This window comes from Cytobacillus kochii, assembly GCF_044790165.1.
Classification (GTDB): Bacteria; Bacillota; Bacilli; order Bacillales; family Cytobacillaceae; genus Cytobacillus; species Cytobacillus kochii.
The window spans coordinates 2,747,658-2,773,410 of the sequence record NZ_CP085254.1; the positions used below are offsets into that span (position 1 = coordinate 2,747,658).

26 protein-coding genes are annotated in these 25,753 nt (G+C 34.7%); 8 read left to right on the plus strand and 18 right to left on the minus strand.

Features of this window, described 5'->3' with window-relative positions; genetic code table 11:
- Positions 1-103: 103 nt before the first annotated feature.
- Positions 104-946, minus strand: a complete 843-nt coding sequence (locus tag LG276_RS14055) for a patatin family protein (protein WP_224937588.1) — start codon at positions 944-946, stop codon at positions 104-106.
- 726 nt (positions 947-1,672) lie between these two features.
- Between LG276_RS14055 and LG276_RS14060 the strand changes: the two genes are divergently transcribed.
- Both LG276_RS14060 and LG276_RS14065 read left to right on the plus strand, forming a co-directional pair.
- Positions 1,673-2,281 carry a TetR/AcrR family transcriptional regulator gene (locus LG276_RS14060; RefSeq protein ID WP_251161823.1) on the plus strand — a complete coding sequence of 203 codons (609 nt, stop codon included), beginning with the start codon at positions 1,673-1,675 and terminating at the stop codon, positions 2,279-2,281.
- A gap of 104 nt (positions 2,282-2,385) precedes the next feature.
- Positions 2,386-3,261 (plus strand): NAD-dependent epimerase/dehydratase family protein, encoded by an 876-nt coding sequence (locus LG276_RS14065; protein WP_251166473.1) that lies wholly within the window; start codon positions 2,386-2,388, stop codon positions 3,259-3,261.
- Between the two features lie 444 nt (positions 3,262-3,705).
- On the opposite strand, the gene LG276_RS14070 is transcribed toward LG276_RS14065, so the two are convergent.
- Complete coding sequence (locus LG276_RS14070) at positions 3,706-4,029, minus strand: DUF4870 domain-containing protein (protein ID WP_095372924.1); 324 nt, start codon at positions 4,027-4,029, stop codon at positions 3,706-3,708.
- Between the two features lie 213 nt (positions 4,030-4,242).
- Here LG276_RS14070 and LG276_RS14075 point away from each other — a divergent pair, with 213 nt between their 5' ends.
- From LG276_RS14075 to LG276_RS14085, 3 genes are all read left to right on the plus strand, one after another.
- Positions 4,243-5,022, plus strand: coding sequence for an undecaprenyl-diphosphate phosphatase (locus LG276_RS14075; protein WP_095372923.1), 780 nt, complete (start codon positions 4,243-4,245; stop codon positions 5,020-5,022).
- 102 nt (positions 5,023-5,124) lie between these two features.
- On the plus strand, positions 5,125-6,252 hold the full coding sequence (locus LG276_RS14080; RefSeq protein WP_251161825.1) for an amidohydrolase: 1,128 nt from the start codon (positions 5,125-5,127) through the stop codon (positions 6,250-6,252).
- Positions 6,253-6,745: 493 nt separating this feature from the next.
- On the plus strand, positions 6,746-7,306 hold the full coding sequence (locus LG276_RS14085; RefSeq protein WP_404292176.1) for a GNAT family N-acetyltransferase: 561 nt from the start codon (positions 6,746-6,748) through the stop codon (positions 7,304-7,306).
- 21 nt (positions 7,307-7,327) lie between these two features.
- On the opposite strand, the gene LG276_RS14090 is transcribed toward LG276_RS14085, so the two are convergent.
- Positions 7,328-7,483 (minus strand): DUF2639 domain-containing protein, encoded by a 156-nt coding sequence (locus tag LG276_RS14090; RefSeq protein ID WP_095372920.1) that lies wholly within the window; start codon positions 7,481-7,483, stop codon positions 7,328-7,330.
- A 56-nt stretch (positions 7,484-7,539) separates the two neighbouring features.
- Positions 7,540-8,313, minus strand: a complete 774-nt coding sequence (locus tag LG276_RS14095; RefSeq protein ID WP_224937582.1) for an SDR family oxidoreductase — start codon at positions 8,311-8,313, stop codon at positions 7,540-7,542.
- Positions 8,314-8,502: 189 nt separating this feature from the next.
- Here LG276_RS14095 and LG276_RS14100 point away from each other — a divergent pair, with 189 nt between their 5' ends.
- Together LG276_RS14100 and LG276_RS14105 are read left to right on the plus strand one after the other, a co-directional pair.
- A complete protein-coding gene (locus LG276_RS14100; protein WP_224937581.1) occupies positions 8,503-8,967 on the plus strand; it encodes an Hsp20/alpha crystallin family protein in 465 nt (154 codons plus the stop codon).
- A gap of 18 nt (positions 8,968-8,985) precedes the next feature.
- The gene (locus LG276_RS14105; RefSeq protein WP_404292178.1) at positions 8,986-10,440 is read left to right on the plus strand and encodes a flavin monoamine oxidase family protein; all 1,455 of its coding nucleotides are present in this window, start codon (positions 8,986-8,988) and stop codon (positions 10,438-10,440) included.
- A gap of 267 nt (positions 10,441-10,707) precedes the next feature.
- Here the strand turns inward: LG276_RS14105 and LG276_RS14110 are convergent, their stop codons facing one another.
- From LG276_RS14110 to LG276_RS14140, 7 genes are all read right to left on the minus strand, one after another.
- Positions 10,708-11,478, minus strand: coding sequence for an SDR family NAD(P)-dependent oxidoreductase (locus LG276_RS14110; protein WP_224937579.1), 771 nt, complete (start codon positions 11,476-11,478; stop codon positions 10,708-10,710).
- A 104-nt stretch (positions 11,479-11,582) separates the two neighbouring features.
- A complete protein-coding gene (locus tag LG276_RS14115) occupies positions 11,583-12,227 on the minus strand; it encodes a GntR family transcriptional regulator (protein WP_251161828.1) in 645 nt (214 codons plus the stop codon).
- 345 nt (positions 12,228-12,572) lie between these two features.
- The gene (locus tag LG276_RS14120) at positions 12,573-13,448 is read right to left on the minus strand and encodes a CAP domain-containing protein (protein ID WP_251161829.1); all 876 of its coding nucleotides are present in this window, start codon (positions 13,446-13,448) and stop codon (positions 12,573-12,575) included.
- Positions 13,449-13,927: 479 nt separating this feature from the next.
- Positions 13,928-15,331 carry a sensor histidine kinase gene (locus tag LG276_RS14125; protein WP_404292181.1) on the minus strand — a complete coding sequence of 468 codons (1,404 nt, stop codon included), beginning with the start codon at positions 15,329-15,331 and terminating at the stop codon, positions 13,928-13,930.
- A complete protein-coding gene (locus LG276_RS14130) occupies positions 15,328-16,008 on the minus strand; it encodes a response regulator transcription factor (RefSeq protein ID WP_281202385.1) in 681 nt (226 codons plus the stop codon). The genes LG276_RS14125 and LG276_RS14130 overlap by 4 nt, the downstream gene beginning before the upstream one ends.
- Positions 16,005-16,979 (minus strand): YncE family protein, encoded by a 975-nt coding sequence (locus tag LG276_RS14135; protein WP_404292183.1) that lies wholly within the window; start codon positions 16,977-16,979, stop codon positions 16,005-16,007. Before LG276_RS14135 ends, LG276_RS14130 begins: the two co-directional genes overlap by 4 nt.
- A gap of 74 nt (positions 16,980-17,053) precedes the next feature.
- On the minus strand, positions 17,054-17,317 hold the full coding sequence (locus LG276_RS14140) for a hypothetical protein (protein WP_404292185.1): 264 nt from the start codon (positions 17,315-17,317) through the stop codon (positions 17,054-17,056).
- A gap of 100 nt (positions 17,318-17,417) precedes the next feature.
- Here LG276_RS14140 and LG276_RS14145 point away from each other — a divergent pair, with 100 nt between their 5' ends.
- Positions 17,418-17,660: a DNA alkylation repair protein gene (locus LG276_RS14145; RefSeq protein ID WP_095372909.1), complete on the plus strand. Its 243-nt coding sequence runs from the start codon at positions 17,418-17,420 to the stop codon at positions 17,658-17,660.
- A 92-nt stretch (positions 17,661-17,752) separates the two neighbouring features.
- Here LG276_RS14145 and LG276_RS14150 read toward each other — a convergent pair whose 3' ends face one another.
- The 7 genes from LG276_RS14150 to LG276_RS14180 all read right to left on the minus strand — a co-directional run bounded on the left by LG276_RS14150 (position 17,753) and on the right by LG276_RS14180 (position 25,534).
- Entirely contained in the window at positions 17,753-18,571 is an 819-nt protein-coding gene (locus tag LG276_RS14150) for a hypothetical protein (protein ID WP_404292187.1), read from the minus strand.
- 213 nt (positions 18,572-18,784) lie between these two features.
- Entirely contained in the window at positions 18,785-19,714 is a 930-nt protein-coding gene (locus tag LG276_RS14155; RefSeq protein WP_404292189.1) for a CobW family GTP-binding protein, read from the minus strand.
- A gap of 22 nt (positions 19,715-19,736) precedes the next feature.
- Positions 19,737-20,099 carry a hypothetical protein gene (locus tag LG276_RS14160; protein WP_224937570.1) on the minus strand — a complete coding sequence of 121 codons (363 nt, stop codon included), beginning with the start codon at positions 20,097-20,099 and terminating at the stop codon, positions 19,737-19,739.
- A 56-nt stretch (positions 20,100-20,155) separates the two neighbouring features.
- Positions 20,156-21,055: an LCP family protein gene (locus tag LG276_RS14165; RefSeq protein WP_251161835.1), complete on the minus strand. Its 900-nt coding sequence runs from the start codon at positions 21,053-21,055 to the stop codon at positions 20,156-20,158.
- Positions 21,056-21,232: 177 nt separating this feature from the next.
- Positions 21,233-22,438, minus strand: coding sequence for an MDR family MFS transporter (locus LG276_RS14170; protein WP_404292191.1), 1,206 nt, complete (start codon positions 22,436-22,438; stop codon positions 21,233-21,235).
- A gap of 5 nt (positions 22,439-22,443) precedes the next feature.
- Complete coding sequence (locus LG276_RS14175) at positions 22,444-23,679, minus strand: multidrug effflux MFS transporter (RefSeq protein ID WP_404292193.1); 1,236 nt, start codon at positions 23,677-23,679, stop codon at positions 22,444-22,446.
- A gap of 361 nt (positions 23,680-24,040) precedes the next feature.
- Positions 24,041-25,534 carry a S41 family peptidase gene (locus tag LG276_RS14180; protein ID WP_281202378.1) on the minus strand — a complete coding sequence of 498 codons (1,494 nt, stop codon included), beginning with the start codon at positions 25,532-25,534 and terminating at the stop codon, positions 24,041-24,043.
- Positions 25,535-25,753: the final 219 nt, after the last annotated feature.

The following is a 25,753-nucleotide window of genomic DNA, read 5'->3' on the forward strand; positions in this document are numbered from 1 at the left end:
AATCATGAGTAATATTCATTTTTACCGCTAAAAACCAAAAGAAAAAAGACATTTCTCCTCTTCTATGAGAGAAGAGAATGATCTTTTTTCACCAAACTTTCAATTAAAATATAAATCTTGTTAAACTATCTTCTGCATCTTTATAGCCTTGCTCATAAAAGGCAGATAATTTTTTTAAATCTCTTTCCATTCTTCCCACATCTACCTTCTCAGGTCTAATAATCATCACTTGTCCTTTTTTTTCTTGCTCCTCTAAATATTCAACGGTTTCATTATACATTTTGTAACGATTCATCATTGCTCTTTGAAGCCCTGGATATTGTGGATATTTTCTTCGCAATAAAAAACTCATTCTTGATGGTTTTTTTCGGTAACCTTTGGGTCGTGTTAAAACAACAACAGCTTTATCATATCCATCTGCTTGTGCTTTTCTTATTGGTATGGAATCAGCAATACCACCATCAAGTAACATTCGATTATTAAAAGAAATTTCAGGTGCAATAAAAGGTAATGAACTTGACGCTTTTAAAAGAAGCAACAAGTTTTCCCCATAGTCTTTCTTCCCATAATAAACAGCTTCTCCACTCAGACAATCGGTTGTACCAATAATAAACTCACTTTTCCCGTGAGAGAACGCTTCATAATCATAGGGAACCAGCTTATTTGGAATTTCATCAAAAATAAAGTCCATACCAAATAACTGTTTAGATTTTCGATAATTTCGCAAGGAGAAGTATCTAGGATCAGATACATACTCCACACTTACCTTCTTGTTACGGCCCTTTTGTTTCGATAAATATGAAGCAGCATTCGCGGCTCCTGCAGAAACACCAATTACATATGGAAAAGTAATACCTTTATCTAAAAATAATTCCATTACACCAGCAGAGTATGCCGCTCTCATTCCTCCACCTTCTAATACAAGGGCTGTTTGATGTACATTCATTCTCACAACGAATCCTTTCTTATTAAAGTCCTTGTTCTATTATAACAAGCTTGAGTTGTCTATTCTACGAAAGAGAGGTATGCGATGAATGATAAAAATGTGATAAAAACGAAAATAGCATGGCGTACTCTGTCCTAGTGAATGCATATAAAAAAGTTTGCTAAGAAGCTACCCCAATACTTTTATTAAACACGGTCAGCTGTCCACGAATAATAAAGTTGTTTAATAAACAATAAAGTTATTTAAAGATGAAGAGCATTCATCGTGATCTTGTCAGTTCTTCTTGAACTAACGGGGCAGGTTAGTGCAATAAGGTATTGATAATTTGCGATTTTTTCTATTTCCTTTTTAAAAGGAAGATTTTAGCCATAGTGTGTTTAAAATGGAAACTATTGCACTAATAACAGTAAATAATATTAATTCGGTCACTCTTTTATTTTTGAACTTAGTTCGCTAACTCCTCAAAGATATATTTTGTTATATTGTGTCAAATAAAAAAATATGCAAAATCATAAACTAAGGGACTAACGGTGCAAGATTATTTAAGTGTAAAGTCCGCTGATTGATACAAGAGAGCAAAAGGTTAAAAATAAAATACAAATAATTAAAAAAACAAAGAATTTTCTGTATTATAATTGACAACATGTGCAAATTAGTATATTTTTTAAATTAACACTGTTAATCTAAATAACAGTGTTATTTTTTTTAGCTTGAGGTGTTTGAATATTGAGTATTTCAGAGCGTAAAAACAGAGATAAGGAAATTATTAAAGAAAAAATCGTAAATACAGCTACGGAACTCTTTTCTCTTTATGGGTATGAACATGTTTCCATGAGAAAAATCGCAGAAAAAATTGAATATTCACCAACGACTATATATAACTACTTTAAAAATAAAAATGAATTGTTGTTTGTATTATTAAAACATGGGTATAAACTTTTTTATCATTCTCTTGACACGGCACGCAAAGACAATGAAAAAGAAAATTTTGATAGAAAATTGAAAGAAGTATTTCGTGCTTATATTGAGTTTGGACTAGCAAATAAAGATTATTATAAACTGATGTTTATGATGAACATTGATAGTGACGATTCCTTAATGGGATGTGAAAATGAGAAAGCTAAGGCATTTTCTATTTTGATGTCATTAGCAGGCGAGGGCAATAAACACCATTATTTTATAAACTCTAATGAAATGTTGGTTAGCCAAATTATTTGGGGACAATTGCATGGAATTACTTCTTTATTAATTTCATATCAAAACTTTTCCTGGATACCAAATGAGGTACTTATAGGAAATTATATGGAAAGTATTTTAATAGGACTAAAAAAATAACTTTATTTATGTACTAGCTTTATTTCAAAATAAGAATGGGGGTATATTAAATGGAAAGCAAATATGATGTGATTTTTGGAACAGGACCTCTTGGATTAGCAGTTATGAATGAATTGAAAAAAAGTAGAAGGAATTTTATTTTAGTAAATCGGTCAGGTAAAGCCCCTATATCCAATGTAGCAGTTGAAAAATGTGATGCCCTAAATAAACAGGATGTGGTGAAAGTATGTCAAAATGCAAGTTCGATTTATCATTGTATAGGATTGCCATATAAGGAATGGAAAGAAAAATTACCTATAATTATGGACAATATAATCGAAAGTGCCTCTAGAGTGGAAGCGAAAATAGTATATGCAGATAACCTCTATGCATATGGGCCTCAAAAACAGCCTTTCCATGAGAAATTAACCTATAATCCGATAGGTGAAAAAACAAGAGTAAGGGCTGAAGTATCCACCATGCTTATGAAAGCACATGAAGCTGGAAAAGTAATAGCAACAATTGGGAGAGGTTCTGATTTTTATGGACCAAGGGTTAGAAATTCAATTCTAGGCGAAAGAGTCTTTAAACATTTAATAGAAGGGAAGAAGGTTGAGTTAATTGGAGACCTTAAAGTAAGGCATTCTCATATTTTTATAGAAGACTTTGCAAAAGGACTAGTAAAGCTCTGTAATGAGCCTCAAGCTGAAGGAGAAGTTTGGCACTTACCTCATGTAGAAGCAAAATCAAACCAAGAAATTGTAAATATGATTGCAAATAAATTAAGTGTTAAACCAAAGTATCGGATTGCTAATAACTTAATAGTAAATGTAGGGGCTATATTTAATCCATTTATGAAGGACATGAAAGAACTAATTTATCAACATCAATATGATTTTATTGTTGACTCAACGAAGTATGAGAAAATTTTTGGTTCACATTCTCATTCTTTTACAGATGGAATTGAGAAGACAATAAAATGGTATAAAGATAATAATTAAAAATATAATTAAAAATGATAGCTGCTGTCCTTTATTAAAGGAGCATAATTTTGTTTTAAGAATCACAGATTGCTTGTAATAAAAGAAACTAATTAGTAAAAAATTGTGAACGAATATATTTAAACTATAGGGTGCTTTAGTTTAATAAGTATCAAACAACTTAAAAAAATCCTTACTACAATAAATCGTTGTTTATTATTTCAAAATTAAACGTCTTTATTATCTCTATACATCAGCTACCCTATCATTGACACCCAAACCTACTTAAATCAAAGAATCCCCAAATAACCATTCCTCTATAAATGAAACAATCATTTACTTTGTTCCTAGTTGGTAAATATATTATTCTATAAGCCAATAATCCGGCTTTTAATAAAAAGACCAAAAAGAAAACACGAATTATTATTCGCGTTTTCTTTTTGGTCTTTTATACTTACTTAATTATTAGAGGATACGGATGATAAACGGGATGCGATACTCTTCCCCTTCAAACGCCTTAACGGCTGCAATAATGGTAAATACGATAAACGCAATGCCAAATATGGCTCCTAATAAATAACCAATAAGCACTAACATCAAGATCGTACTAATGATTCCATAAACAAAGTAAGTAATGAGGAAGTTAAAATACTGTCTACCATGATAGTCTACAAGCTTTGAGCTATCTTTCTTTATGAGCCAAATAACAAGTGGTCCTATAAATACAGTAAAGAAACTAATAATATAAATGCCAGCAGCAAGTATTCTGTCTGTTTGTGAATCTTTCATTGTTGTTTTCCCCTTTCTCTTATTCCTTCTTGTACTATATACCTATTTTACGAAGATTATTATAAAAAGTTTCAAAGTTTTTATTTTCAAATTTCGGTTCTTCAATTGGACAACTTGAATACATTTATAAAAAACGAGAGAGAAAACAAGTTGATCGTGAGTTCCCCTTATTTTACTACTAGGAAAAAAATAAACAAATAGGTGATTTATATGATGTCAAAAATTGAAGCATTTATTCTCGGAATCATTCAAGGTATAACAGAATTTCTTCCTATTTCAAGCACTGGGCATTTGTATCTTGGAAGACATTTATTTGGTCTTGATGAAGCAGGATTATTTTTAGATACTATGCTCCATATTGGTACACTATTAGCTGTCCTTGTTGTTTATAAAAATGAGTTACTAGAAATCATAAAAAATCCATTCGGAAAGTTATCTATGCTGCTTGTCATTGGTACGATTCCTGCTGTTTTTGTTGGTTTATTATTTAATGATCTATTTGAGTCAATCTCAAAAACCGGCGTCACCATTGGTTGGGAATTTATTATTACCGGAATCATTCTTTGGTTCTCAGATAGTATTAAAAATGGTGCGAAAAAGATGAAAGATATTAGCTATAGTGATGCATTATTTATTGGTAGTTTTCAAGCAATTGCGATATTCCCTGCTATTTCAAGATCAGGTTTAACAATCGCTGCAGGGCTCATCCGTAAACTTGATCGAGAAACAGCTGCATACTTTTCATTTTTACTATCTATACCGACCATAGCAGGAGGCATTGTACTGCAATTTGGAGAAATATATGCGGGTCATATTGAAGCTATTAGCTTTGGCAGTATGTTAATTGCCACACTTGCATCAGCCATTTTCGGTTATATTGCCGTTGTTTGGATGATTAATTTTCTAAAAAGAAAATCACTAAAGATATTTGCCGTTTATGTTTGGATTTTAGGATTAACAATCCTATTTATGCAAATGGCAGGCATTTTTTAAATTTATTCTCATGAGTAGGTTCTTGATTTCTACTCACTTTTTTGTCACTTTAACAGTGTATTTGCTAAGGATGAATTTTATTAGAAAAAGGACTGGATGCTGATGTCGACGATACTTTTTAAAAATGCCATTGTCTATCCCATTACTTCAAAGCCTTTCCACGGAGATGTATTAATAAAAAATCGTATAGTGAAAAAGATCGGAAAAGATATTCAAGATTTGCATGCACAAGTCGTTGATTGTTCTCATGGTTTTCTGTTACCTGGTTTTATTGATGTGCATACACATATTGGATTATATGACGAGGGGACTGGTTGGGCTGGTAATGATGCGAACGAGACAACACAGCCATTAACACCTCATATTCGGGCAATCGATGGCATCCACCCTTTTGACCCTGCCTTTCGTGATGCACTTAAAGCTGGGATAACTACTGTTCATGTAATGCCAGGCAGTGCGAATATTATTGGTGGCACCACATCCATCTTGAAAACGTACGGCAATAGTGTTGAAGAAATGCTTGTTAAAGAAACTGCTGGATTAAAAATTGCTCTTGGAGAAAACCCTAAAAAAGTTCATAGTCATAGCAATGATCATTCAATTACTAGAATGGGCATTATGGGGATGTTAAGAGAAGCGTTTTATAATGTTCATGTTAATCCAAATGAAGTAAACCTGCGCACATCCCCTATTATTAAAGCACTTACACAAGAAATACCTGTACGAATCCATGCCCATAGAGCAGACGATATTTTAACTGCACTACGATTTGCTAAAGAGTTTCATTTAGATATACGAATTGAACATTGTACAGAGGGTCATTTAATTACTCCTTATTTAGGTAAGAATCTCCAAGTGAGCGTTGGACCAACCTTAACAAGACGATCAAAAGTAGAGTTAAAAAACAAGACGTGGGACACTTATAAAATCCTCGATCAAGCAGGTGTCTCCGTTTCAATTACCACCGATCACCCTTATACACCTATTCAATACTTAAACATTTGCGCAAGTATTGCTGTTCGAGAAGGATTATCCGAACAAAAAGCATTGGAGGGAATAACGATCGCTGCCGCTAAAAACTTAAAAATTGATCATATCGTAGGAAGCATTGAAGAAGGGAAAGAAGCTGATCTTGTACTCTGGAGCCACCATCCTTTTCATTTTCTAGCAAAACCAAAATGGACAATGGTCTCAGGCAATTGGGCATATACAAATGCGGTGGATAAATAACATGATAAGGAGACAGATTTATCTTTAAATTAGAATTTCCGTCTCCTAACTCTGTCTAAATAATGATAAGGTTTCTTCACCATTTATCTCCAATCATTAAACTTTTTTTATGACCCTACCTCACTTCACCTCAATGAATCGTACTTTTTTCACCTTCTCACCTATTGATTGCTTTTTGCCATTTTACCTTTAGAATCAGGCATGCAAAAAATGGAGAAATTTGGCGAAAAATAATCTTAAAAATAAGGTAAAAAATCTATTCCCTTTTTGCTATTTTTTTAGTATTATACTTTCATAAAATAATATTTTTAGTCGATAATATCTTTTGTTTTTGGATATTGGGAAGGCAAATGGTGCGCCACCAGTTTACTGGTTCTAGTGGGTTCGATTCCCACCCCGAAATTTTTTAGTTACATTACAAAAAATTTCGAGGGTGGGCCTTTTCTGTCTTTTTGGCATGGAGTAGGTTTACTCTCACGTGGAGGGATAACCAATGCTGAAAAAACGTGACCTAAATGATTGTCAAGTTTTATTCGAATTGATGACGCACCCCGATGTCTTCCCTTTTGTGCGTCATAAAGCTCAATCTTATGAAGAACTGTTATTTATTACGAAACAAACGCTCGAAGCTGAGGAACAAGAAAAACTCATCTCTCGCACCATTACAGATGAATGGAATAATCCAATAGGCACAATTAGCTTATATGACATTGAAAACCAAGCTGGTTTTCTTGGCACATGGATCGGTAAACCTTATCATGGTAAAGGTTATAATCAATTAGCCAAAGATGCTTTCTTTAATGAACTTTTTTATGATTTAAATATTGAAACCATTTTTATGCGCATAAAAAAAGAAAATATTCGTTCATTAAAAGCTGCCCAGAAACTACCTTATGCCATTTATGCCAATGAATCACGTAAAAGTTTGTATAAAAAAATAAATGAAACTGGCCAAATTTACGATTTATTTGAAATCCCTAAAGATCTTTATTCTCTTCATATGCTTAGAGAAGGACTTACAGTAGAAGATACAACGCATCTAAAAGAAGCTTAAAAAAACAAGGGAGCTTAATAGCTACCCTTGTTTTTTATTCGCTAAAACCTGTTGATAAATTTTTCTGACTTCATAGGTCTTGTAAAGTTCTAATTTCCGCAACTCTATTGGATGTCTATTGACACCAAATTCTTTTAGTTTTGCAATATACCAGCCTTTTGAACCTTGATAAGCCATTCTCATCTCTCCCACAGTCTTTTTAACAATATATGTGATAAGAATCGGAGACATGCTTATTGATGAAGGTTTTTTCCTAACACATCTTTTGCTCCAGTTATTGGGATGACACTACCCGTGATAAAGCTAGATGCAGGTTCAATAAGAAAAGCAATCACCCTCGCCACATCCTCCCCTGTGCCAGGGCGCCCTACAGGAGTTCGATCATCTTTTACTGTACAGGCATCGTCTATATCACTCTCTTTCCACTTGCCAATTATATCCCCTGGGCAAACCATATTAACTGTTATGCCATTTTCCGCTTCTTCTAAGGCAAGCGTTTTTGTTAATGAGACTACACCTGATTTTGCTGCAGCAAAAGCCGAACGATACATCCATCCTGGGGCAGTTTCGGCGCGATCAAAACCTATTGTAATGATTCTCCCCCAATTCCCCTTTCTCATGAGTGGAATTATGGCTTTGCCTAATATAAATAAAGCTTGTAGATTTCCATTTATTAAATAAGACCATTCATCTAAAGAGTATTCAATCATTTTCTTTTTTTCATGAATATATGGGCCTGCGTTATGTATCAAGATATCAATTGAATCTGTTTTCGCTAATGATTGCTGTATGAGATAATTACATTCATCTTCATTCGTAATATCTGCTTTAATGGCAATATTTTTTGTCCCATATTTCTTAGTAAGGGCCTCACAAAGTTCAATTGCTTTTTGTTCGCTATGTCTATAATTAATAATCACATTTACATTTTGCTCTGCTACTTTCCAAGCAATACTGCTACCGATACCGGTTGACCCACCAGTAATTAACGCTGTCTTTGTATTCACGTAACAACCCCTTTTAGTTAGAATTTTTAAAATTATTATTTAATTTTAATACTAATCACTATAAAGTAATGTTGCAAGTGATTTGAATTGATGTTTTTTTAACGAAAATAGAAATGTTGCATAAATTAATGAATAGGCGATTATCATCATCGGAAAGATCATCTCTTTTTTTGGAAGGGTGAAAAGTGTATGTTCCCTTGGAATCAATTCCCATTTAATAAAGAAATGAAGGCCAAATTCGAAAAATTAAACCAAAAAGAAGTCAATGAGTATGTACAAGGGATGCTCGGAAAAGTCTTTCCGAATGACCTTCAATATTCAAACGAGCAAAAACAAGAAGAAACTCAACATACAACAGAAAATAGTCAATCACAAAGTAAATTAAGATTTCGTGTCTTGGAGACACATAAATATGTTTTTGTGCGAATAGAAATCCAAAAACGAGAATGGTTAAAGCAATTAAAAATGTATCATACAACCAATCAACTCATTCTCGAACATATTCCAAAGGACAGTGACCAAACACTTATTACATTACCGACTCTTGTAAATAAAAAAGGCGCTAAAGCAGACTACCAAGATGCCATTTTAGAAATCCAACTTTATAAGTTGATTGACCGGCAATTATCTGAAATACATGTCGATGACCATTAGTTAGGAGGGGGAAAAAGTATGTTACTACCTAAATACCCTAACGACATGCTTTCCATCATCAAAAATGGATTACCAAATATAAAAAAAAGAAAGAAGAATGTCTTGATTGCAGGTGCAGGCATGGCTGGATTAGTTTCAGCCTCACTCCTTAAACAAGCGGGGCATACTGTCACTGTCCTAGAAGGGAATAACCGTATAGGAGGTAGAATCTACACGCTTAGGTCCCCTTTTACAAATGGGAATTATCTTAATATGGGTGCGATGAGAATTCCTCATACACATAAACTCGTATTAAAATATATAGAAAAGTTTCAATTGCCATTATCGCCTTTTATTAATAGTCATCCAAACGATATTATTTATATTAATAATAGGAAAATTTCAAGAAAACAATACGAAGAAAATCCAAACTTACTTGATTTTCATTTAAATAAAAATGAGCAAGGAAAGACAGCCTTTACACTATTACAAGATGCGGTAGAGCCATTTATCACACTCTATAATAATAGTACAGAAGAAGAAAAGAAAAAAATGGTCTCAGAATACGACAAATATTCCATGGTCGATTTTTTAAAATATAACCCTTTAGCAACGCCTTTATCTTCAAATGCGATCAGATTAATTAGTATTCTCTTAGGTATTGAAGGGTTTCAAGAATTATCATTTATGTCGATTTTATCTAGTGTCCTCTCCCCACTCTTTCAACCTGATATCAAATATTTTGAAATAAGAGGTGGGAATGATCGACTTCCCTACTCCTTTCAAATGGAATTAGCATCGAACCTATTTTACAATCAAAAAATAGAAAGTATCAAACAAGGTAGTAACAAAGTATACATATATGTCCATGATACATATCAACATACTTTTAAAACGTATACAGGTGATTATTGTCTTATTACCTTACCGTTTACTACACTTCAATTTATAGATTTACTACCCAAAAATAGCATTAGTCAAAAAAAATGGCAGGCCATTAGAGAATTGCAAAACATTTCTTCAATGAAAATTGGAATTGAGTTTAGTAGCCCTTTTTGGGAAAGGTACAACTTTGGTCATGTCATAACTGATTTACCGATTCGTTTTAGCTATATTCCAAGTAGAGTAAATAATGATGCACCAGCAGTTTTACTTGCAAGTTATAGTTGGGGCAGTGACGCTTTATTATGGAATAGCTTGTCACAATCAGATATTACGAGGGAAGTCTTGAAATGCTTAAGTGAAGTATATGGCAATATTGTCTATAAAGAATACCTAAGAACCGTTACATTTAATTGGAGCAGAAATTCATTTTCTGCAGGTTGTTTCACGTTATATGCACCAGGTCAACAAAAGCATTTCGGTGAGGAGGTAAGTAAACCCTCCGGCAGACTTCATTTTGCTGGGGAGCATGCATCCTTATTCCCTGGCTGGATTGAAGGAGCAATCGAGTCAGGGATCCGTGCAGCAGCAGAAATTCACATGAGGGAATAGTCATAATAAAAAACGGTGAAAAAGCCATAAATAATACAAAGACCTTTTCACCGTATATGCTATTTAAATGACAGTAAATCCACCGTCAACTGTTACAGGTTGACCCGTAAGTAAGCTTTACCCATCTTTACGCTCACCTCAGCGATGACAACGTTTGCACCTTTTTTCACTGCATGCCTTGACAGCTCCATAGCCAATCTCTGTTGCACCACTCGTGATGATATTTTTCGCGTAAGTTTATCATTTTCCTCTTTCTTTTTTTACAAATTAAACCGATGTAGCACCTTGTCCACCATCGATACGATAATATGAACCTGAAATAAATGAAGCTTTTTCTGATGATAAAAATACCATTAGATCAGCAATTTCCTCAGCTGTTGCATATCTTTTCATTGGTACAGAGCTTTCAAATTGTGTACGTGCATTCTCTGTTTGTTCAGGCATGGCGTTTGCTTCAATGGATCTCATCATTTGTGTATCTACACCAGATGGTGCAACCGCATTTACTCTGACACCATAATCTGCCGCTTCTAATGCAGCCGTTTTGTTTAACCCGATTACCGCATGTTTAGATGCAACATAAAGTCCCATACCTGGTGCACCTAATAAACCACCGTTTGAAGCCGTATTAACGATAGCCCCACCTTTTTGAGCTTTCATCACAGGTAAAACATATTTTAATCCTAAAAACGCACCGTAAACATTTACACCAAATACTGCATCAAAATTTTTCTTTGTTTGCTCATCTAAGATGGCAAAATCGCCATTGATTCCAGCGTTATTTATAAATGTATCGATACGACCAAATGCTTGTTGCGTATCTTCAACATATTTCTTTACATCTTCTTCTTTTGTTACATCAGCTGATAATAGTAAAATCTCCTCAGCATCAATAGAAGCAGCTGCCTTTTCTAATGCTTCTTTAGATAAATCTACTAGTGCGAGCTTAGCACCTTCTTTAGCAAAAGCTTTAGCTGCTGCTATTCCAATACCACCTGCGGCACCAGTAATTAGTACTACTTTGTTGGCAAAATTCATCTGATATTCCTCCCTTTTGTTTCATACAAAATAATCATACTACTAAAATTGTATATTGTCGACAATTTTGTTTGCTATAATAGGATGCCCAAAAAGTGGCATCCTTATTCTAACGTTTCTAATAAAAGAGCTGGAACTACATCCTTCGCTTCAGTAATCTTATTTTCCATTAGATTTTTGGTAATTAATTTCATTTTCGGATGAAAACGATTCATCGTATTCATTGTCCATTTCACTTGGGCAAACACCGTTAATATATAAACAGATTCATAATAAAATTTAGATAGTGCTTTATTATTCGCCACTTCAAAAAAGAACGTTGTTAAACCCGTGGATTTCATTTGATAACCAATGAGATCACCTGCAAGGAACGCTTCTTCCACAGCATTGAGTTTTAATTTTAACGTATCTTTCGTTTCATCATGCCATCGATTCGAAGTCATATCTAGTGCCATTTGAATGAGTCCAACCATGACATGTGTATATTCTTTAATATCTTCTGTCGTAAAGGATTTTACAACTGTCCCTTTTCGATGAATACGCTCGACAATATTGTCTACTTGAAGTAAATATAATGCTTCTCTCACTGGAGCTCTGCTTGTTTTTAGCTCTTCTGCTATTTTCTCTTCAATAATTTTATCTCCAGGAATATAAGAACCTTCCATGATTTTCGTTAATATGTATTTGGCAATTTGTTCAGGAAGCGATTCACCAAATCGCTGTTCATTATTAAATAAAAAATCCTTCAAACCATTCACTCCGATGTTTAATTACTCTTTATTTATACATTATATCATTTAATTAGAACGATTTGGAAATTTAATCAGAATTGGATGAGTAAGCCGTCCGGTATATAGTTGTAACAGATGGTTGTAAAAATTAATTTGGTATCCATCAAATTCATGCACATAAACTCAAACTATATTGGTAGATATTCATAAATAAACCTCACTTTGCTACAATAAGTCAAATCATAAAGTCTGAATATGTATTTGTTTTTATAAAGGAATAATAAAAAGATGAGCAACGTCTGCATCATATGATACAGGTGTTGCTCATCTTGAAGGATAATTTTAAGCATATTTATCCGATTATTATTTACCGATGAACATTTGAGTCCAGTAATTACCGTTCTCAACATAACCTACCCCAAGGTGAGTATAGCTAGAGTTAAGAATGTTTTCACGGTGACCTTGGCTATTCATCCATGCTTGTACTACTTCTTCTGGTGTTTGTTGACCTTGGGCAATGTTTTCACCTGCTGAAGTATAAGAAATACCAAATTGTTTCATCATATCAAATGGAGAACCATATGTTGGGCTGTTATGATCGAAATACCCTTTTGCTTGCATATCACGAGATTTTTCACGCGCTACCTTACTAAGCTCCACATCAAGTTTTAATGCAGGAAGACCAGCATTTGCACGCTCTTTATTTGTTAAATCAAGGACTTGTTGTTCATATGCACTAACTTCAGATGAAGCTTCTTCTGATGGTGCTTGTGCTTCTTCAGTTACTTCTTGCTCTGGTTGTTTTTCTGGTTGTGCTGCTTCTTCAGCTGGTTGTTTTTCTGGTTGTGCTACTTCTTCAGCTGGTTGTTTTTCCGGTTGTGCTGCTTCTTTAGCCGGTTGTTTTTCTGGTTGTGCTGCTTCTTTAGCTGGCTGTTCCGCTTGCTCTGGTTGTGCTGCATGCGCTTTACCTTGTTCTAATGCTGCTTGTGCTTTTTCTTTCGCTTGACTTAAGATATTTTGAATATCTTCTTGATTCCAATTCACATTATATTTACCCATGCAATCTTGCATCACTTTATTAATATAATCTTGGTTTAACATATTAGAAGTTTGATAGACAAAAGCCTTTGTATCTACTTTTACCTGAGCTGGCTCTGCCGCTTCTGCCTTGTTTAAACCTGGTGCTGATACTAGTAATGCAGCTGCTGCTGCTACTGAAAAAATAACTTTCTTACTCATAATCTATTTCCTCCCTAATGGATGTTTTTTGTTGTTTCTTGCTGTGACATAATCATATCATAGGTTTTTTTGTAATATTTTTGGGAGGAAATAGCAATGAATCATTCTTGCATGGATCTATCTAATAATAGAAAGAAAAAACGTTATGATTAGTAGGTTTTTTTGATTTTTAGAGAATAGGTTTTTTTATCATTAATTGGTAATGACACTATCGTGTTTCCATTTATATACTAGAATACTATACTTGACAACTTAAAAAAGTCTTTTTCTCTTTTACGTTTATTACATGAAGGTAACATTCGTGATATTTATTATGCAACTATAATGAAATGATATCAAAGGCTAAAAACCTTGATGTAAGGCGGTTTGTAGCATATAAACCTATTTTCATTTGCCTATGAAAAGGAAGGGAAATACATCCTTATCCTTCTACATAAAAGGCCACTCTTCTTCTTTATAGAAAGAGTAGCCTTTAAAAATTAATGATCATTTACCATCGGAAGTATAATTTGTATCGTTGTCCCAATATTGTATTCACTTTGAATAAGCAAGCGCCCTCCATGTAAATGAACGAGTTTCTCCACAATAGCCAAACCAAGCCCTGTACCTCCATCAGCTCTTGTCCTGGCTTTATTTACTCGGTAAAATCTTTGCCGGATTTTATCTAAGTCTTCTTCAGGTATCCCAATCCCAGAGTCTTCCAATTGAATACAACAGCCATCATCTGTTTGGAAAAGATCAAGTAATAAAGTGCCCTCATCAGTATACCTAATCGCATTATCAAAAATATTTTGCATAATTTGTTCGATTCTTCCTTCATCCGCAATAATAATAATATCAGGATCGAGATCAACTTCTATAGATAAGCCTTTTCTTTTAATTCGCGGACTATACTTTTGCACGACATCTTCCAAAAGCTGGGCTAAGGGTATTGGCGCCTTCACCAAACGATAGTCATCTGTTTCAAGTTTTGACAAATCTAATAAATCACCGACAAGTCTCTCCATCCGAGTTGCTTCCCGATAAATGAGAGCAAGATATTTTTCTTGATCTTCTTCATTTGTTACAAGACCAGACTTTAGTGCATCACTATATCCTTTGACATAACTAATCGGTGTTCTTAATTCATGAGACACATTAGCAAGAAATTCTCTCTTTCTATCATCTTCTTTTTGAATAGATGTGGCCATTGAATTAAAAGCACTAGCCAGTTCACCAATTTCATCTTGTTGATTTGTCGATAAGTGGACATTGTAATTCCCTCTAGACACTTGTTCAGCTGCTAACTTCATTTCCATTAACGGGCTAGTCATTCTTTTAATGAGGAAAGTACCTGTCATAATGGCGAATAGAAGAAAGATGAGCGCGGCAAGCATCCAAAGATAAGCGAAATCCTGTGTAATATCAGAAATTTTCTCTAACGGTAAATAGACATATATAATACCAGCGAGGCGATTATCATCTAATAACGGGATAATGACACCCATAATACGAGTATCAAACCTTTCTTCAAAACCCGTTTTGTAAATTGGATTTCCCTTTAATAATTGCTCTCGTTCTTCTCCGTTAATGAGCGAATCATATTTCATTTCAAATGGAAAGCATGCGCTCAATTCCCTAGGATTATCTACCATGATGATATCGGTTTCTGATTTATCATTGTACCAAGCTACTTTTTCCTTTAAGTCTGTACTTATTTCTCCACCTTTATAATCAGACGCTAAGGCTAATCCTTCTTCTAATAATGTATCTTCTACATTTTCGACATATAATTTCTCATAAAACAGATAAGATAATATGTAGGAATAAAGAATTGTGATAAGTATCGCTATCGTCACCGTTAACCATAACTTTTTGGCTAATGTGTCGGTAAGGTACTTCATTTGTCTGGTACCTCTAGTTTATAACCTACCCCCCATACGGTTTGAATGTAATCTGCTATACCCAATTTCATCCTTAATGTTTTAATATGGGTATCAACCGTTCGTAGGCTACCATCATATTCAATTCCCCACACATGTTCAAGGAGCTGCTCCCTTGAAAGAGCCTGGTTAACATGTTGAATTAAATAAGAAAGCATTTCAAACTCTTTTAATGTTAAAGATATTTTTTCCTCTTCGACAAGGACTCTCCGCGCTTTTTTATCTATTGATAACTTTCCTATTTTTATTTGCTCTGATTCTTGTTTCACTTTTCCAGATCTCCGAAGGACTGCATGTATTCTAGCAACAAGCTCTCCTGGACTAAGTGGTTTAACAATATAATCGTCCCCGCCTAATTGTAGCCCCTTCACTTTATCCCATTCTTCTCCTTTTGCCGAAAGAAAAATGATTGGAATATCTGAATTAGTACGTATTTTTTGACAAACTTCATATCCATCTTCATTTGGCATCATAATATCTAAAATGACTAAATCAATTTCAGCTTCCTTCAATATCATGTAGCCTTCTTCACCACTCTCAGCTGTATAGCATTTAAATCCCGAATTCTCCAAATACATCTCAATCAATGTTCTCATATCTGGTTCATCATCAATAATTAATATATTTACTTTTCTCATGAATCCTCGTTCTCCCTAAGCAAAATTTGAAACGGACCTTCGCCTACTTCTACTGATCCTTTCAGTTTTATTGTTTCTGAATCGATAAATTGTAACTCAGAGCTATCATACCCTGCGACTAATACTATATCGCTAAAGGTTTCAATTGTGAAAGGGTTAGCTGTTACGCTCATTTCACCTATTACTTCACCAGCCTCATTTAACTTATACAGCAAATTGGTTCCATGGCTCACAACAAATATCGACTCATCAGCTTTGGTAAAATCGACTGGCATCGAAGGAACACTAATTTTCCTTAATGCTTTTCCGGTCTCTCTATCATAAACATGTACATATTTTTCAATATCTAATCCTTCACCATGTCCACCAACCCATATTTCGTTATCTAATGAGAACAAACCTGTTGCATGTGTATGTATTTCATAGTTTTCTTTTATCTCCATTGTTTCCAAATCAATACTTGTAAGAAGATTTTCATCAAACCCTATAATGATGAGTTCATCACGAGCCTCATCATGTTTCATCTCTAGTGGTCGATCAAAGATGTCAATATGACTTGTTTCTTCTCCATTACTATTAAAAAAACGGACGCTATTTTTTCTTTCATCTAAAGCAACTATTGTATCAGGTCTTAGTTCCTCAACATCTACAACACCCTCACCAATCGTCCACTGATGAATCAGTTCCCCTTTAGATAATGAATAAAGATCAATCGTGTTTAACTTTTCACCATACAGTAACAGAGTGTCGCCATCTGATAGTACACTTCCTCCTGTGTATGCTTTATTGACCTTCCATGAACCGATGGTATTTTGCGCCTGTATGTCTATAAATGATAGGCTCATCTCCTTAATATTTACTGTTATCGCAATATCCCGATCAGCTGGTATATTAGTGAATTCTTCTTGTCTACAACCAGTTAAGAAAGAAGAAATCAGTAAGAAAAATATGAACGCCTTGTAATAACGCATATAAAGTTTCTCCCCAGTTTTAATGTTTTATAAGTCAAGGATACCGGATGGTTGTGTTAAAAGTGTGAAAACATTCAATCGATTGTATCGAAAATTTCAAAATGTATATCAATGAGTGCGACTTTCATATCAGAAGAAAGGGAGGAGTCATTAATTCTTTTAATCGCAGCAATTAACTTTTTTTGTTTATCTTTTCTTACTCGTGGGTGAGCATGTTCATCTCTTAATTCTTTTTCTATTGCTATCATTAACACAATATCCGGATTTCCTTCACCTGTTGCCAGTGCTCTATTTTTCCATAATGAACGGTAGCTTTGTAAAAGATCCTTACTATTCATTTTAATTCACTCCTCTCATATTGAATCTACTTGATTCATACATAAATTTCAATTGAACGTTAAAAATAAAAGTAATTCATTAATAGGAAGGGGCTAGTCTATGACTACACCATATTGCTGTCCATCATGTAAAACAAATCGTTCACGCTTTAATATTATTGAACAACATCCGCGTTCAGTTAAGCTTGACCCACAATCAGGCTCTGTACTGGAGGAATACGCAGCAGAAAATTTAACAGCTTTCCATTTAAAATATAATGGTCCAACAGTAAGAATTCAATGCGGTGCATGTGGCCTAATAGAAGATGAAAAAACGTTTATTAAGTTTGGAGAAAACCAATAAAAAATAAGGGTGTAGTAATGAAGAAGGCGTTCAAAATCGATACGATCATGAACGCCTTTTTTTATCTTGTCATTTGCCTAGCTCATTTAAAGTCAAATGCGATTTTTCAACAAAAAATTCTTAGCATCGACCTGCCATGGATCAAGTGGAGAGAATCTTACTAAACGAATGGAACCGCGATAGCTCTTCTTGCCTTTACTCTTTATATACCAATCCACTTGAATGGGAAGATTAACTACTAATGCCGTATTTCCTTTCTCTAAGTGACCAATTGAAGTTAACTTTACATTTTCAATCGAACGGATCGCTTTGTCATCTGTCTTGTTTAATGCGACAAGAGACAGGAGATAAGCATCTTGTTGTTTCAAGCCTGCTATAAAGGCAGCTGATACTTTTTCCGGATCAGATATAGCCATATACTCATCAAGTTTACCTGCAGCTTTGAGAATCATCAATTTATGAGATAAATCCATTGAATTGGTACGATGTGTCGTACTACCAAAAAAATGAATACAAAAATGACCTGGAAAATTATTCGATAAAGCACCTGCCCCGTGTGGCATCCCGTGCATGGAAGCAGCAATCCATTCTCCATCACTAATGACGATAATTGCTCTTCGCTTCCAACTCCATTTTCCATTATAAATTTCCTTCATTGTCTTTGTATCTTCTTTCGTTAATGGTTGAACATCTGCATGCTCACTACCAGCTCTTCGTTGGACATCAAATCGCTTACCAGTATCGACATCTAGCACAGTAAACTTCTTAAACTTCGGTAAATGTTCTTTCGCTTCTTTCCAAGGCAACATCTGGATAGGTAATCCAATTTCATCATCCACCATACCATACATCTTTGCAGGGGACACTAAATAAAGCATTAAAAACAAGGAGACAATGCACCACTTTTTCATCTTTTATCACTCTTCTTTATTAGGTTTCATCGTAAAGTTTGCCTAAACATGAGCATTTTTATGTATAGTAACTTTTGGGTGGATTTGTCCATCTGAAACACAATAAGGAGAGTAGCTTCTAGAATAACGCCTCTCGACTTGTTAACAGCTAAAGGCTTGGATGGTTTTCCGCAAAAAAAACTGAGTAAGAACAAAATCCTACTCAGTTTATTTTTAATCAATATATTCTTTTGGTTTTTCTAGAGATTGTAGTCCGCTTTCGATTTTATCCCAATCAATATTTTCTCCGATGAATACCATGTTTAAAGGAATATTCATTTCTTCTTGAAAATATACAGGCATCCCGTATGAAAATTGGAAAAGCTGTGGATAGGCTAAAGATGAGAACTTAATATATCCCTTCATTCGATAGAGCGTGTCAGGTAATTCCCTCAAAAAATCCTCAAAAGCAGATTGATCTACAGCTCCTTTAAATTGATAAACAAAGGTGCTCAAATGTAAATCTGTGCCAATCCTGCTACTAGATTGTTTTTCTTTCGGCAATAAGGACAATTCTCTTATTCGTTTAATTGGTACTTTTGCATTTTTTGTTAACAATGTAAAAGCTGTCGAATTAATACTTTGAACTTCTTGGATGACATTTGCTTGTTCATCTTCAGATAACAGGTCAATTTTATTAACAAGTAGGCAATCTGCATGTCTAATTTGCTCAACTAAAAGCTGTAGCACTTGCGGTGTCAATTCTTTTCTGTTTAACCATCTTGCACTATCAAGGATTGAGATAATACCTTTAGGGACAATTGAGTTAGCAAAAAGTGGTGAAAGCACAGCATCTAACACTTCCACTGGATGTGCCGCTCCTGTCGCTTCAATATAGATGACATCTGGTTTTTCAACCGTTAATAAACCTTGTAATTGTCCCTCTAATTTGTCTTGAATGGTACAACAAATACAGCCATCCAATAATTCTTTTAACGGAATATCCTCATCTATTGCATCTGAATCAATTGATACTTTTCCTAATTCATTCATTAATACAGCCACTTTTCTACCGTTCTCTTTTTCATCCTGTAGCAACTGCTTTAACAGTGTTGTCTTTCCACTCCCTAAAAATCCAGCTAATATATAGATCTCTGTACTCATGTTTATTTTTTCCCCTTAAAGTCTATTCTGCAATTGTCTCTTCAATCATATTACTGAGTTTGTTTTTTATTATTTCATACGTATCGTCGGTGATATAGCCTATTTTTTGGAACTCTTCTTGCTTACATTTCCATACGGGAATATATCCATGTGGGAAATATTCATCCTCTTCTTCTAATCCTACTTCAATAAAAGATTGGTAGTCGCTTTCTAAACATTGATCATGTTGTGCTTCTTTTCCTTTTTTACAGCGAATGAATTCAATCACCAAGTGTTCATGTTGTTTGTAATGTCTGAGCATTTCAGCGATTAACATTTCACAAGTTTGTTCGACCTGAACGACCTCCTTCTTCATTTTATCATTCATTTGAACAATCTGCCTCATGGAAACCACCTCTTTCATTGAACCATTGTAAAGGATAGAAGAGAATGGCACAAATATTACGGTCGCCCATTGACCTCCGTAACATTCTTCTCTTTAAAAAACTGCCTGAGGGCGGAGATATTTTCTTTATAATCCATATCTAACACAGCGCCAGCATGCGGAGAATTTTTATCAACAAATGAATCGTCTACCGGAATCCGCATTGTTTCTATATCTGTTATTGGATTCAATAATACAGAGGTCGCCATCGCAAACATCTGATCAATATGTAAATCTGTATCAACATTTGCCATAATCATTTTCATCATTTCAGGTGATTTGGCGATTCCTTCAATAGATGTCATATGGTTTTTTAGTTCTTCCTTTAATAAAGCAAGCACTTCCTGTTGTCGCTTTACTCTTCCATAATCGTATTCATCATCATGACGAAATCGAACGTAATCTAATAGTTGCTCACCATTCAAAAAGTTTTTACCTGGCTCAATGTTCATATTCATATCTTCAATCATTGCTGCAGGAACATCTACTTCCAGTCCATTTGGAGCAACAATATTTAAGATATTTGCAAATCCTTTAAAGTCAATGACAACTGAATGATCAATCTTTATTTGAAAATTTTCTTCGATTGTTTGTGAAAGTAATTCCGTTCCTCCTAAAAAATAGGCATGATTCAATTTATGGTATCCTTTTTCATAATTCGGGATCTCTACATAGCTATCACGCATAATAGAGACTAGTTTAACTCTTTCTTCTTTTGGTTCATACCGAGCTAACATAATTGTATCAGATCTTGAATCTGCTTCTCCTCTAGAATCAACACCAACAAGTAAAAATGTTTTTGGATCTGAATTGTTCCATGTTGTTCCCTTCTCCTTTTGACGGTTATCTTTCTCAGATATGCCAGATGAACATGCTGCTAATAGCAAAGCTAACAAAATGATGACATATTTTCTCATGGTTCATCCTCCTTATTTTTCCTTATTCATTCATTGTAGGGATAGATGAACAACTTTATACTTTAAAAAAGAGGAAATAGTTTTTTACATTTTTGCCTACCTAGCGTAAGGGTGCTTTCTCATATAAAAAGAACAAACTAACAACCCATTATTGCGTGTTGTTAGTTTGTTCGGTGCTTAACTTAATTTCTTTTCAACTGTCACAATCACTTCTTTTTTAATTCCTGCTGAAAAGAAAATGATACTACATAAACAAATGACGGCGATCACAAAGAAGGCAATCGTTCCCCCGCTGATACCAATCAAGTATCCACCAATCATTGGGCCAATAAAACTACCTGTATTCCTGAACTGAGCAGCACCAAAATACGTGCCACGTAATTCCTCTGTAGCTAATTGATCAATTAATATACTACTTGCTGGAAACGATAATATCTCTCCAAAGGTGAATAAGATTACACCGATAACTGCCATTATCCAATGAGTGGATATAGCAAAAAAGAATAACCCAATAGCTACAAGAGCCGAACCAATAATCATAGATTTTAAAGGGCGAACCTTTTCCATCAGTTTTGCAAAAGGTAATTGTAATATAATTACAAGGATGGCATTAATGGATAAAAGAAATGAATAAATGACGACGCCATTCTCCAATCGGTTATCAAAGTGTTGTGGTAAGTTTGAATCCATTTGCGAATAACCTATCGCAAGTAAAATACCACCTAGAATATAATACAATAGTGACCTATCCCTCCTTACAATGTGAAAGGCAACAGGTAAGGTCACATTTTCTTTATTCTCCAAACGAGGAACACGCTGAATCGTAAACAATAAAATGAACATATATGCTAAATAAATACCACCAGTAATATAAAAAGTGAGAGACGCATTTGTTAATGCTAATACAGCCCCGATTAATGGACCAACAGCTGCCCCAATATTAATTGCGACATATCTTAAGGAAAATACTTTCATTCTTTGTTCCTTTTTTGTTAAATCGGCCATCAATGCTTGTGCAGTTGGTTCAAAAAAGGAATTACACAAACCAAGTAAAGCATTGAGTAGCAAAAAAGCAAGAGCTGAGGTGGACAAAGCAAAGCCAAAATAAGCGGCTGCTGTACCAATTAATGCAACAAGCATAATCGGCTTTCTTCCAAATTGGTCAGATAAATGCCCCCCTATAAAACCACCTATTGTCGACATTAATGGGCCCATCCCGATAATGAGGCCAATTAAAAACGAATGATAGTCCTGATTCACTAAATATATAGATAAAAAGGGCAACGTCATAAATGCCGCCCCGCGAGATAAGATTGTACCAACTAGTAAAATCCATATCGTGCGATGAAACTGATTATAATAATCTTGTAATCGTTTAATCATGTTGGTTATCCTTTCGATTCTTTTACAATACGCCCTTTAACTAGAAACAAATAAGATAATAGAGCTAAGATTTCTGCACTAGCAATAATATATGCCATTGGCCATGAAGAAGATTCACCAGCTATTCCAACTAACGGAGCAGCCATACCACCAAGCAAGAACGTCATTAAGCCAATTAAGGCTGAAGCACTACCGGCATTTTCGCCTTGTGAAGCCATTGCCAACGAAAAAGTTGATGTATTAACAACCCCAACAGCAGAAACAACTAAAAATAACGGAATAAGAACACCCCAAATACCTAGATGAAAAATTTCACTTAGAAGTAATGTAACCCCTCCAACTAAAGCAATCATCAATCCACCGAGTAATAAAGTTCCCTCATGTATTCGCTCTGAAAGTTTTCCCGTTAATTGACTGCCTAAAATAATGCCAATTCCATTCATTGCAAAACAAACACTAAACATTTGCGGAGAAAGACCATAAATGTTTTGCAATACAAAGGGAGATCCAGAAATATAAGCAAACATTGCAGCACCAACAAAACCTTGAGATAAAGCGTATCCCATAAATTTACGGTCTTTTACGATTTTTCCGAAACGGCTAAAGGAAACAAAAACGCCTCCATTTAACCTTTTCTCAGCAGGCAAGCTTTCTTGTAATGAAAAGATAACCAGTAATAAGCTAAGAAACCCGATTAATGTTAAAACAAAAAATACACCTCTCCAAGAGGTAATCGCTAATAGTTGGCCACCAAAAACGGGTGCTAAAATAGGGGCTGCCCCGTTTATTAAACTAAGTGTGGCAAAAAATTTAGTTAATTGTGTGCCACTGTATAAATCTCGAACTACGGCTCTTGATATAACAATTCCTACAGCCCCGGCTAATCCCTGAATAAACCTTAATATGATGAACAATTCAACGTTTGGAGAGGCCATGCAGGCAACTGAAATGAGACAATATAAAATAAGTCCAACTATTAACGGCCTCTTACGGCCAACCATATCACTAATTGGCCCGGCAAAAATTTGTCCTAAAGCTAAACCAACCATACATGCTGTTAAGCTTAATTGTGCATAGGATGCACTTGTTTGCAGATCATCTGCTAGATTAGGTAATGCCGGAAGATACATATCTAAGGATAGTGGCCCAAAAGCAGATAACAATCCCAGAATAACGGCCAGCATGAGACGCTTACTTCTACTTTCCTCCTTATCGTTACTTAATTCACTCGTTTCGTACATCACTCATCCTTCTTTCCATCTTCAATACAATTTTAGAATATTGCTAATTTACCATAAAACCTTTAAAAAAACATCAGTCTTTTTCAAATAAATTCGTCAATCGAAATAAATATTTTAAATTTACACTAAAGCTCAATAACTAAAGCCTCCGTTTGCTATTTTCTATTTAGTGCTAATCTCGGGTTATCTGAATGACATGTAAACCCTCTTTGCGTAAACTCATCATACTCTCTCTCCCAGCCTGAAAATTAACTGTCAAAACTAACATCTCTCAAAAAAAAGAAGCGACCTTAACCCTATAAATTATAGGGATAAGGTCGCTTAAACGATTTTCATATGTTGTTTAGGTAACTAGAACGAGTTATTTTTTCATTTCTTCTTTTAAAACTTCTATTGCTTTCTTGATTTGGGTATCGTTCTCTAGTAGTTTTTCACGTAAAGCTTCCATTAGTTTCACGGTTGTTTCACCTTCGATGACACCCGTTTCTTCCAATTTATTATCCTTTTGGAATGCTTTCACTGCAGCTTCTGTCTCTTCATCAAAGAATCCATCATTTTTATCAAGCTCATATTCCAGTGCCTCTAACATCTGCTGTGCTGCCTTAATTTGACTTGATGATTCCGATTTTTTTAATGGTTTCTCAGGATTAATATAAGGCAAGGAAGCATATTCAGGCAAGGAAACTTCATAATCAGGCTCAATACCTTTTTCATGAATCCAATTTGCATCTGGCGTTAACCATTTTTCTGTTGTAAATTTCATATTTGAGCCGTCAGTAAAATCTTGAGCACGTTGTACAGTTCCTTTACCAAATGACTTTTTACCGACTAGACTTACATCAGCTGATTCATGAACGGCAGCTGCTAATATCTCAGAAGCACTAGCACTACCTTCATCAATAACTACGACTAGAGGCGTCTCCATTTGCTTTCCATTAGGAGCTTGCACGGCCTCCCTATTCCCATTACGATCTTCAATTTGGAATAAGATTTCTCCCTCAGGTACAAATAAGCTCGAAATTTCAATTGCTTGATCTAATAATCCGCCAGGGTTTTGTCTTAAATCTAAAACTAGACCCTTCATTCCTTTTTCCTCTAAATCGCTTAATACATCAACGAGTTCTTGCGCTGTATTTTCAGAAAAAGAAGTAATCTGGACTTTAGCAATATCATCTTCTAACATTTCGCCATATACCGTTTCAAGAGGGATTGTATCTCTCGTAATTGTTACATTCATCGGTTCATTGTTACCACCACGACCAATTTCCAGTTCTACTTTTGAACCTTTTTCGCCTCTTATTAATAGGACTGCTTCTGAAGAACTCATTCCTTGCAAGCTCTTTCCATCAACAGATACAATTTGGTCATTTGGTTGTAGACCAGCATCTTCTGCAGGTGAACCTTTTAATGGTGAAACAATGACAATTTGTCCGTCTTGTTCTGTAATTTCTGCGCCAATTCCTTCAAAAGAAGAGGAGATGCTTTGATGGAAATTAGCAGCTTCATCTTCATTCATATAATCAGAATATGGATCATCTAGTGAATCTAGCATCCCATTGATGGCCCCATTAATTAATTCACCCGAATCAATTTCTTGGAAATAATTTTCGTTCAATGAATCATAGGCTTTATATAACTTTGAAAATTCACTTCTTTCATTCGTTCCTACATTTACGGCCTTCTCGTCACCGAAAGACAATGCTAATGTGGTGATTCCAGCTGTTACAAAAACAAGGATGAATACAAGCATAATAAACGGGAATAACTTCATTTTTATTAGCTTAGGCTTATCCTTTACTTCCTGTTTTTCTTCATCATTATTTACTTCATTAGACAACCCTTTCACCACTTTCATCACTGTAAGCTGTGATGCTTACTCAAGTTTAAGATTTTATATTGGCGTTATCGGTATCAATAACTATACTACTGTACTGAAAATTATATCTTATTTCTTTGGAAAAGAGGAAGAATTTTCTTATGTATTCCTTTCATCTTAAGAATTCAAGCTTCTTTTATTATGTATCGATTAAATGGGGAAAGTCTCCTTCTACAAAGTGAATCTCATTTGTTCACT